The sequence below is a fragment of the Aeromonas allosaccharophila genome, from assembly GCF_000819685.1.
GTDB classification, from domain to species: Bacteria; Pseudomonadota; Gammaproteobacteria; order Enterobacterales; family Aeromonadaceae; genus Aeromonas; species Aeromonas allosaccharophila.
The window spans coordinates 1-845 of sequence record NZ_CDBR01000096.1 but is presented as its reverse complement, the minus strand read 5'-3'; the positions used below and the strand labels follow the sequence as shown (position 1 = coordinate 845).

The window sequence follows — 845 nt, the reverse complement described above, 5'->3', positions numbered from 1 at the left end:
GCAATCTCAACCTGACTCACTTTCATTGATTGAGGGCTTGGCAAACCGGGGCGACCATCTATGTGTCAGCAAGCGGGCACGCACGGTGACGGTGGCTTATCGACAGCCCCCAAAGGGGCGCATTACCGACTTGGTTATCGACTCAACCGGGCTGAAGGTGTTTGGTGAAGGCGAGTGGAAGGTCAGAAAACACGGCGCTGAGAAGCGGCGGGTCTGGCGCAAGTTACACCTGGCGGTAGACCCGGTGACCCACGATATCGTGGCGGCGGAAGTCTAGCTGGAAAATGTCCATGATGCCGAGGTGCTGCCGACCTTGTTCAACCCACTGCGGCGCAAGCTGGGACGTGTTTATGCGGATGGCGCCTATGATAGCAAAGCCAGCCATCAGCTTATCGCGCGCAAAGGGGCGACAGCCTGTATCCCGCCTCGCAAGAACGCAGGGTTATGGAAAAAGGGACACCCGCGAAATGAGGCTGTACTGGTAATACGAAAGGAAGGGCTGGCGCACTGGAAGAAGATATCGGGATATCATCGGCGCTCGCTGGCAGAGACGGCGATGTATCGGTTCAAGCAGTTGATGACGGGCAAAATCAGTTTGCGAACATACAACGGTCAGGTAGGGGAAGTGATGGCGTATGTTGGTGCAATCAACAGACTGAACACCCTTGGTCTGCCTGTCAGAAAGCCCCGAGTGTAACGGTCACTTGGGGCTGGGGAAGTTGTGACCTGATGGCTGATTTGGGAAACATAGATGGTCGCCCCGGTTTGCCAAGCCCTCAATCCATGAAAGTGAGTCAGGTGGAGATTGCAGCCATAGATCCGGATTTTGATCGAGGCTACTGCCT

Annotated in this window: 1 pseudogene; it reads left to right on the top strand. The window is 55.6% G+C overall.

Annotation, left to right across the window (positions count from 1 at the left end):
- A pseudogene (locus tag BN1115_RS17070) lies at positions 1-697 on the top strand (IS5 family transposase); the annotation flags it as partial.
- Positions 698-845: the final 148 nt, after the last annotated feature.